This is a genomic window from Microbispora corallina, assembly GCF_016863035.1.
In the GTDB taxonomy this organism is placed as follows: Bacteria; Actinomycetota; Actinomycetes; order Streptosporangiales; family Streptosporangiaceae; genus Microbispora; species Microbispora corallina.
Genome location: NZ_BOOC01000014.1, coordinates 304,812 through 313,808 on the forward strand (window position 1 = coordinate 304,812; position 8,997 = coordinate 313,808).

The 8,997-nt window shown below is 71.8% G+C and carries 6 protein-coding genes; 3 read left to right on the forward strand and 3 right to left on the reverse strand.

The genetic code is table 11. The features are described from left to right. Positions 1-27: 27 nt before the first annotated feature. Entirely contained in the window at positions 28-2,028 is a 2,001-nt protein-coding gene (locus Mco01_RS18235) for a hydantoinase/oxoprolinase family protein (RefSeq protein ID WP_204058052.1), read from the forward strand. Then, the gene (locus Mco01_RS18240; protein WP_204058053.1) at positions 2,025-3,734 is read left to right on the forward strand and encodes a hydantoinase B/oxoprolinase family protein; all 1,710 of its coding nucleotides are present in this window, start codon (positions 2,025-2,027) and stop codon (positions 3,732-3,734) included. The genes Mco01_RS18235 and Mco01_RS18240 overlap by 4 nt, the downstream gene beginning before the upstream one ends. A 6-nt stretch (positions 3,735-3,740) precedes the next feature. On the opposite strand, the gene Mco01_RS18245 is transcribed toward Mco01_RS18240, so the two are convergent. Both Mco01_RS18245 and Mco01_RS18250 read right to left on the reverse strand, forming a co-directional pair. Further along, positions 3,741-4,112: a DUF742 domain-containing protein gene (locus Mco01_RS18245; protein WP_239103713.1), complete on the reverse strand. Its 372-nt coding sequence runs from the start codon at positions 4,110-4,112 to the stop codon at positions 3,741-3,743. Beyond that, on the reverse strand, positions 4,109-6,118 hold the full coding sequence (locus Mco01_RS18250) for a sensor histidine kinase (protein ID WP_204058054.1): 2,010 nt from the start codon (positions 6,116-6,118) through the stop codon (positions 4,109-4,111). Before Mco01_RS18250 ends, Mco01_RS18245 begins: the two co-directional genes overlap by 4 nt. 184 nt (positions 6,119-6,302) lie before the next feature. Between Mco01_RS18250 and Mco01_RS18255 the strand changes: the two genes are divergently transcribed. Continuing rightward, positions 6,303-7,898 (forward strand): ABC transporter substrate-binding protein, encoded by a 1,596-nt coding sequence (locus Mco01_RS18255; RefSeq protein ID WP_204058055.1) that lies wholly within the window; start codon positions 6,303-6,305, stop codon positions 7,896-7,898. Between the two features lie 8 nt (positions 7,899-7,906). On the opposite strand, the gene Mco01_RS18260 is transcribed toward Mco01_RS18255, so the two are convergent. After that, entirely contained in the window at positions 7,907-8,308 is a 402-nt protein-coding gene (locus tag Mco01_RS18260) for a hypothetical protein (protein ID WP_204058056.1), read from the reverse strand. Positions 8,309-8,997: the final 689 nt, after the last annotated feature.

Here is an 8,997-nt window from a genome sequence, read left to right on the forward strand (position 1 = left end):
CCCGCGCCGCGTCCTACGTTGCCAGGCATGACAACGGTCATCGGAGTGGACGTCGGCGGCACCTTCACCGACCTCGTCCTGCACGACGCGGCGACCGGCGAGATCAGGGTCGCCAAGCAGCCCACGACGCCGGCGGCGCCGGAGCTCGGGGTGCTGGCCGCCGTGGACGCCGCCGTGCCCGCCGGCCTGCTCGCGCGCTGCGCCCACTTCGTCCACGGCACCACGGTCGGCCTGAACGCGCTGCTGGAAAGTCGCGGGGCCGCCGTCGGCCTGATCACGACCCGGGGTTTCCGCGACGTCCTGGAGATCCGCCGGGGCGACCGCGACGACCCGTACGACCTGTTCTGGACCCCGCCGCCGCCGCTCGTGCCGAGGCGGCTGCGGGCGGAGGCGTCCGAGCGGGTGGCGGCCGACGGCTCGGTCGTCGGCGGGCTCGACGAGGACGACGTGCTCCGGGCGGCGCGGCTGTTCGCCGAGGAGGGCGTCGAGGCGGTCGCGATCGTCCTGGTCAACTCCTACGCCAACCCCGGCCACGAGCTGCGCGCCGCCGAACTGCTGCGGGAGGCCGGGTTCACGGGCCCGGTCTCGCTGTCGCACGAGGTGTCGGGGGAGTACCGCGAGTACGAGCGCACGTGCACCACCGTCGTCGACGCCTTCGTCCGCCACCGGATGGGCCCCTACCTGCACAACCTCGACCGGGAGCTGCGTTCCCGCGGGTTCGGCGGCGAGCTGCTGGTCACCCGTTCCGGCGGGGGCGCGCTGACGCTGGCCGAGGCGGCCGCGCGGCCGTTCGAGACGATCCTGTCCGGCCCGGTCGCCGGCGCCGCCGCCACCGCGCGGCTGGCGGCGACCCTGGGCCTCGGCACCGCCGTCGCCGCCGACGTGGGCGGCACGAGCTTCGACACGGCCCTGATCGAGGACGGCCGGCTGCCGCTGCTCTACCAGGGTGAGGTCGTGGGGCTGCCGCTGCAGAGCCCGTGGGTGGACGTCCGCTCGGTGGGCGCGGGCGGAGGCTCCATCGCGTACGCCGACTCCGGCGGCCTGCTCCGGGTCGGGCCGCGCAGCGCGGGCGCCGACCCCGGTCCCGCCTGCTACGGCCGGGGCGGCGCCGAGCCCACAGTCACCGACGCCGCCCTGCACCTTGGCATGATCCCGGCCTGGCACATCTCCGGCGGCATCGAGCTGTCGGCGGACGCCGCCGCGGACGCCCTCGCGCCGCTGGCCGGACCGACCGGCATCGCGGACGCGGACACCGTGGCCGAGGGCGTCGTCCGGATCGCGGCGGCCCACATGGCCCAGGCCGTCCGGGGCGTGACGGTCGAGCGCGGCGTGGACGCCCGGGGCGCCGCCATCGTCGCCTTCGGCGGCGCCGGCCCGCTGTTCGGCTGCCTCATCGCCGACGAGCTCGACGTGGACACGGTCGTCGTGCCGCCCAACGCGGGCAACTTCTCGGCGGTCGGGCTGGTGCAGGCGGACGTCGTCCGCTCGGCCGCCCGCACGCTCGTACGGCCCCTCGACGCGGACGCGCTCCCGGTGATCGAGGGACTGGCCGCCGCGCTGTTCGACCGCCTCGACGGCGCTGGCGCCGTACGGGAGGTGGACCTCGACCTGCGGCACCGGGGGCAGGAGCACACGCTCACCGTCCCCGTACGGCTGGAGGAGGACGACGTGGAGGCCATCGGGGCCCGCTTCTCCGCGGCCTACCACCGGAGCTTCGGCCACCGGCTGCCCGACCCGCTGGAGGTCGTCACCGTGCGGGCGACGACCCGCGTGGTGCTCGACGCCGACCGCCCGCTGGTGCCCGCGCCCCCCTCAGGGGAGGCCGCCGGGGGCGCCACCCGGCTCTGGTCGTTCCGCCGCCGCGCCTGGGCCGAGGCCCCGGTGCTGGCGCGCGAGGGCTTCACCGGCCCGGCCGAGGGGCCGCTGCTGGTGATCGAGCCGACCGCCACGACGTACGTGGACGCCGGGTTCGCCGTGGAGGCCCACGGCAGCGGCTGCCTCATGATCACACGGAAGGACCGCGGATGACCATCGTCCGGACCGTCTACACGGAGGCGAACCCGGGACTGGCCGAGGGGGCCGACCCCGTCGTCACCGAGATCATCCGGCAGGGCCTCAACGCGGCCGCCGACCAGATGAAGCAGTCGCTGATCCGCACCGCCTTCTCGCCGATCATCTACGAGGCGCTCGACTTCGCCGTCGCCTTCTACGACGCCGACCTGTGCATGCTCGCCCAGGCCCCCACCCTGCCCGCGTTCATGGGGACGCTGGGCTTCTGCGTGCGGGAGGCCGTCGACGGCGTCGGCGGTCCCGCCGCCCTCGCCTCCGGCGACGTCATCCTCTACAACGACCCGTACGGCACCGGCTCGCACCCCCAAGACGCCGCGATGGTCGTGCCGATCTTCCACGAGGACGTGCTCGTCGGCTACTCGGCCATCAAGGCCCACTGGCTCGACATCGGCGGCAAGGACCCGTACTGCACCGACACGGTCGACGTGCACCAGGAGGGCACGATCTTCCCGGGCGTCAAGCTGTACGACGCCGGGCGCCTGGTGACCGACATCTACCGGATGATCCTGGCCAACAGCCGGATGCCGGAGATGGTCATCGGCGACATCAACGCCATGGTCGCGGGGGCGAGGACGGGAGCCGAGGCCCTCGCCGCCCTCGTCCGCCGCCACGGCCTGGACACCTTCCGCCGCTCGGTGGCCCGCATGTACGCGCACGGGGAGGCGCTGGTGCGCGCCTGGTTCGAGCGGCTGCCGGACGGCGTCTACACGGCCGACAGCGTGATCGACTCCGACGGCGTGAACCAGGAGCCGATTCCGTTCGGCGTGACGGTCACCGTGGACGGGTCGTCGGTGACCGTCGACCTCACCGACTGCCCCGACCAGGTCGGCGGGCCGGTCAACTGCCCGCTGCCGTCCACCGTGGCCGCCGTGCGGATCGCGGTCGCCTTCCTCGCCGGCGCGGGCGAGCAGCCCAACGAGGGCCACTTCCGCCCCCTCGAACTGGTCACCCGGCTCGGCTCGCTGTTCCATCCCGTACGGCCGGCCCCCTGCTTCATGTACGGCATCCCGTCCGACCACGCCATCGAGCTGATCATCCGGTCGCTCGCCGAGGCCGTCCCCGACTCGGTGCCCGCGGCGAGCGGCGGCGACATCAACGCCCTGGTGTGGTGGGGCACCCGGGAGGGCACCGGCGAGCCCTGGGCCGACGGCGCCCCCCACCCGGTGGGCCAGGGGGCCTCGCGGTCGGCCGACGGCGCCAGCGCGCTCATGTACATCTCGGAGTCGGCCACCCGCTTCACCCCCGCCGAGGTGTGGGAGGCGCGCAACCCCTGGCGGATCGAGCGCCTGGCTCTCGCCGCCGATTCGGGCGGCCCCGGGCGCTTCCGCGGCGGCCTCGGGCTCGATTTGTCCTTCCGGGTCCTGGAGGACCAGTACCTGACGTCCGGCCTCGCCCGGACCGCGCTCGCGCCGTGGGGTCTCGAGGGCGGCCTGCCGGGACGGCCCAACCGGCTCACGGTCGAGTACCCCGACGGCCGGGCCGAGGACTTCTCGCTGAAGACGCGGGTCTTCCTGCCCAAGGGCGCGGTCGTGCACCTGCGCACCGGCTCAGGCGGCGGGTACGGCCCGCCCTCCGAGCGCGACCCCGAGGCCGTACGGGCGGACCTGCGGGAGGGCTACATCACCCCCGAGCACGCGCGGCGGCACTACCCCCACGCGTTCTGACGGCGGCTACAGCGCCCGCAGGCCCGAGATCACCTCGGTGAGGATGCTGGCGCTGGGCAGCTGCGACACGTTGGCGGGCGGGCGCACCTGGACGAGTCCCTGCTCGTGCAGGTCGCCCACCAGGACGCGGACGACGCCGAGGGGCAGGTCGATCGCCGCGGCGATGTCGGCCAGGGGGGTCGCCCGGGCGCACAGGCTGAGGATCATCCACTGCTCGGGACCGAGGCTGACCGGGGTCGGGCCACCGGTGGCGGTCACGATGGCCACCAGGTCGATGGCCTTGTTCGAGGGCCGGACTCGACCCTTGGTCAGCGCGTACGCCGGGACGATCGGTCCGGCGTCGTCGTCCAGCCACTGGTCTTGGATCCGGTCGGTCACGACTCCTCCTCGCCCGGCCGCTCGGTGTTCTGGCTCCCCCGGTTGAGGGAGGCGAGGATGATGTCCTCAGGGGTGACCTCCTCCTCCGCAAGGCGGGCGAGGTCCGGGTCCTTCGGGTAGACCATGAGCACGGATGGGATCAGCACGATGGCGGTCGTTCCTCCGTAGGGCGAGGGGCGCAGCGTGACCCTGATCTCCCGTCGCGCGGCGAGCCGGGCGACGACGAACAGGCCCATGCGGTCGGTGTCCGCGATGTCGAACTCGGGCGGGTTGGTCAGCCGCTCGTTGAGCTCGGCCAGCCGGCCGGCCGCCATGCCGAGCCCGCGGTCCTCGATCTCCACGACGAAGCCGTTCCCGACCAGCTCCCCGCGGACCGACACCGCGGTGTGCGGGGGCGAGTAGATGGTGGCGTTCTCGATCAGCTCGGCGATGAGGTGGATCACGTCGGCGACGGCGGCGCCGTCGAGGCCGTGCTCCTCCATCGGCAGCACGTTCACCCGGGCGTAGTCCTCGACCTCGGCGGCCGCCCCGCGCACCACGTCGTACATCGGGACCGGCTTGCGCCAGGCCCGGCCGGGCGCCGCGCCGGACAGGATGATCAGGCCCTCCGCGTGACGCCGCATGCGGGTGGTCAGGTGGTCGAGGCGGAACAGCTCCTCCAGCACGTCCGGCTCGGTCGTGTGCCGCTGCATGTTGTGCAGCTGCGTCCGCTGCCGGTGGAGCAGCGTCTGGCTGCGCCGCGCGAGGTTGAGGAAGACCTGGCTGACGCCCCGCTGGAGGCGCGCCTGGCCGATCGCGGCCTCGACGGCCGTCTGCTGGACCGTCGAGAAGGCCACCCCGACGTCCTCGATTTCCGCGGTGCCGCCGAGGATCCCGATCGGGGGCGCCTCGGTCGCCACGTCGACGTCGTCGCCCTTCTTGAGCTTCTCCAGGACCCCGGGCAGCCGTACGTTCGCGAGGTCGAGCGCGGCCTGCCGCAGGCCCGCCAGCTCGCGGGCGAGCCGGGAGCCGAACCGCAGGGAGATCAGGATCGAGGCGACGACCGCGAGGAGACCGAAGCCGCCGGCGAGCACCGCCCGCAGGAGGATCGAGTCGGCGATCGGCGCGGCGCGCTCGGCGAGCAGCGCGCCCGCCTCGCTCTGGGCCTTCTGGAACGACTCGGCCAGGTCGTCGGAGGTGGACTGCCAGGTGCGCTGGGTGCGCGGCGAGATCCGCTCACCGGCGATGATCTTCTCTTCCTGCAGCCGCAGCCGCTGGTACAGCGGCGTCGTGATGAGGTTCACGTGCAGCTGCCGCAGGCTCGCGTCGAGCTCGGGGAGCGCCTGGTCGATGAGGAAGCGCCGGTTCCCGACGAGCTGGGTGAAGAGCTTGCGCTCCTCCTCGGTCATCCCGCCCGACGCGGAGGAGGCGGCCTCCAGGGCCTGCTCCCGCGTCAGCAGCTCCTTGGCGTACCCGAGGGAGATCACGACGCGCGACTGCTGGTAGATCGGGATGTCGTCGATCAGCGCCAGGCTGTAGTGCATCCGGTAGATCGAGTCGCTGACGAGGTTGTACGTCTCGATGGCGCGCAGGCGGTTGGACAGGCCCTCGTCGATCTCCGCCCGGATCTCGTCGATCTGGCTGAGCCCGGCCAGCATCTCGTCGACCTGGGACCGCATCGCGGGGGTCGTCGCCGCCCGGGACGAGTCCGACAGGGCGAGCTTCCTGACGTTGTCGCGGGCGGTGTTGGTCCGCAGCCGCTGCGCGTTCATCTCCGACCGGTCGCCGTGGTCCTGCGAGCCGAGGTACTGCGCCGACGCCAGCCGCTCCCGCTGGAGCTCCACGATCAACCCGTCGGCGGGCTGGCGCAGCGTCGACCACAGCGTGTTGTACGTCCGGAGGTGGAGGCTGTCCCCGATCGTCACGCCCGCGGTGACCACCCATAGCCCGATGAGGGAGAAGAGCGGCACAAGGAGCAGGCCGATGAGCCTGTACCTGATCGGCCGTCCGCGCCTTCGGGGACCCATGGCAACCCTCGTCCCAGGAAGCCGTTGCTTCCCGCAAAGCTCTTATGAGACAGGATCAGAGGTTAGCAGCGCAGTGGGGCGAGAAGAGAGTTCTGAGATCAGATATCAGGAAATATCACGTCGATTCGTGATCTTGCAGTAGCTTCGATCATGGTAGTTCATGGTGAAAGGAACCCCCCACCGCATGCGCCGTATCCTCATCCTGGGAGTCGTGGCCGTGCTGGCCCTTGCCGGCTGCGGGGGCGGGGAGGTCCGCGACACGTCGGCGGCGAGCCTGCCGACGACGAAGGACGCCACCTTCGTCTACCTGGACAACCTCGACATCGTCACCGACTGGGACCCCGCGACCTCGTACTCCAACGAGATCGTCGCGATGCAGAACATCTACGACTCGCTGACGGTCTACAACCCGAACACCCGCCGCGCGGGCCCCCGTCTGGCCGAGCGCTGGCAGACGTCGCCGGACGGCAGGACGTGGACGTTCACCCTGCGCAACGGGCTGTTCTTCCACACGGGACGGCCGGTCGACGCGACGGCGGTGAAGGCGTCCATAGAGCGGACCCGCCGGCTCGGGCAGGGCGCGGCCTACATCTGGGACGCCGTCCAGCAGATCACGGTCAAGGACCCGCTCACCGTCGAGTTCCGGCTGAAGTACCCGGCGCCGCTCGACCTCATCGCCTCGGCCGACTACGCCGCCTACATCTACGACACCCAGGCGGCCGGATCTGGCGACCTCGGCAAGTGGTTCCAGCAGGGCAGGGACGCGGGCTCGGGGCCGTACACGGTCGCGAGCTGGCAGAAGGGCCGCGAGAAGGAACTGGTGCTGCGGGCCTTCGACAAGTACTGGGGCGGCTGGGAGGGACCGCACTACCGCAACGTCGAGTACCGCGTGACGCCCGACCTCAACACGTCGTGGCAGCTTCTCCTGCGAGGGGAGGCGAGCTTCGTGGAGCGGCTCAACCCCGCGCTGTTCCAGAAGGCCAAGGCCACCGCCGGGGTGCGGACCCTGCAGGTGCCGTCGTTCCAGAACATGCTCGTGCTGTTCAACACCGCCTCCGGACCCCTCGCCGACATCCGGCTGCGCAGGGCGGTCCAGAAGGCCATCGACTACAACGGCGTCATCGCCGCCCTCAAGGGCGCCGGGACCCAGGCCGCCGGGCTGGTGCCCGAGGGACTGCTCGGCCACACCCCGGCCCTCAAGCCCCAGCAGGACCTGGCCGGCGCCGCCGACCTGCTCCACCAGGCCGGGTACGGCCCGGGCGGCCGGCAACTGGAGCTCACGCTGACGTACGCCCAGGGGGACGACGACGAGCAGGTGCTCGTCACCGTCCTCAGCAGCACGCTGGCCCAGCTCAACATCAAGGTCGACGCCAGGGCCATGCAGTGGAACGCCCAGTGGAACCAGGGCAAGGCCGCCGACCCGGCCAAGCGCCAGGACATCTTCGTCATGTACTGGTGGCCCGACTACGCCGACGCGTACTCCTGGTTCCTCAACGTCTTCCACAGCGCGACGCCGGTGTCCTTCAACCTCACGTACCTGCGGGACCGGGACGTCGACGCCCAGATCGACCGGCTGCCGTCACTGCTCGCCACCGACCGGGGCGCGGCGGAGAAGGCCTACGCCGACCTCCAGCGGACGCTCATCGAGAAGGAGGCGGTGGTCGCCGTGCCGTGGGTGCTGAACTACCAGCGGGCCTACCTCGGCAACGTCCAGGGCTTCACCGACAACCCGGCCTACCCGAATGTCGTCTTCGTCCACGAGCTGATCCCCAGCGGCTGAGCCGGGGGTCAGCCCCGCAGCGTGCGGCTGACGCCGCCGCACCGGGGGCCGCGGACCGCCTTGCGGGACGACTGCCGCGGGGCCGGCTCGTCGAGGGAGGCCAGCAGCCGCTGCGCGGTCGCGGCGTCCGCGAGGATCCGCTGGACCTGCTCGCCCGAGGGAAGCTGGCCGTGCTTGTCGAGCTCGTGCCGGAGGAAGGTCGTGGGAACCGGGTCCCCGGCGTCCTCGGCGGCCACGGTGGCGCGCGCGGCGGTCAGGAGCCCGAGGTAGTGGGTGCGCAGGGCCACCTCGCGCATCCGTACCTGCTCCAGGTCGTCGAGCAGTTCCCGCGCGAGCTGCAGCAGGTCGCCCGGGCGACCTGCCTCGGCCGCGATGTGTGCGCGGATGTCGTCGAACTCCGACCGCGTCATGATGGCCACCTCCAGCGCGGGGAGTCCGGGCGGCCAGGATGGCGCCGGGCGGAGACTCCCGCATCGTGTTCGTAACGTGAGGCGATTGCGGACGGGTTGACGTTCGGTTGCGCGGGGAGGCGGATCCCCCGAAGGGGCGCCCCTGACATGGGCGGGGCCGCCGTCACCGAGGTGTCGACAACCATGTCCCGATCCCTCCCCGAACCTCCGCGCGTCGCCGGCGTGATCGCCGCAGCGCTACTTAGATGCCTGAGAGCCGGATCTGGTTGTCCCTACCCGCTCGTACGTTTTGGGCGAGTGGTGCTGGAGGGGGACGGGCCGGCGGCCCAGGTCGCCCGGGTCTGCTGTGACGCCGGGGTTGACCTGCGGGAATAGGCCATACTGCGGGGACGTTGCGCATAGATTGGGTCCGGTGGTGCTCCAGGCCTGGTAATCTTGTGATGTCGGCGCGGTCCGGCGTCTCCCTTCTCGATCATCTCGGTGGTTGTGTGATGGGTGTCGCCGGGTTGGTGTGCCGGCGCTCCCCTCTGGTTTGACTGGTTGTGGCTGCCGGGTTGTGTTGGTGGCCGCGGTCGGGTAAGTTAGAGGGGTTGCCCCGGAAACGGGGCGTCTAATTCCTGCAGGTTTGCGGGATTGGTTTCAAGTCTTCTCCGAATCGGGTGGATTTGACACGAATCCGGGGACTTGCG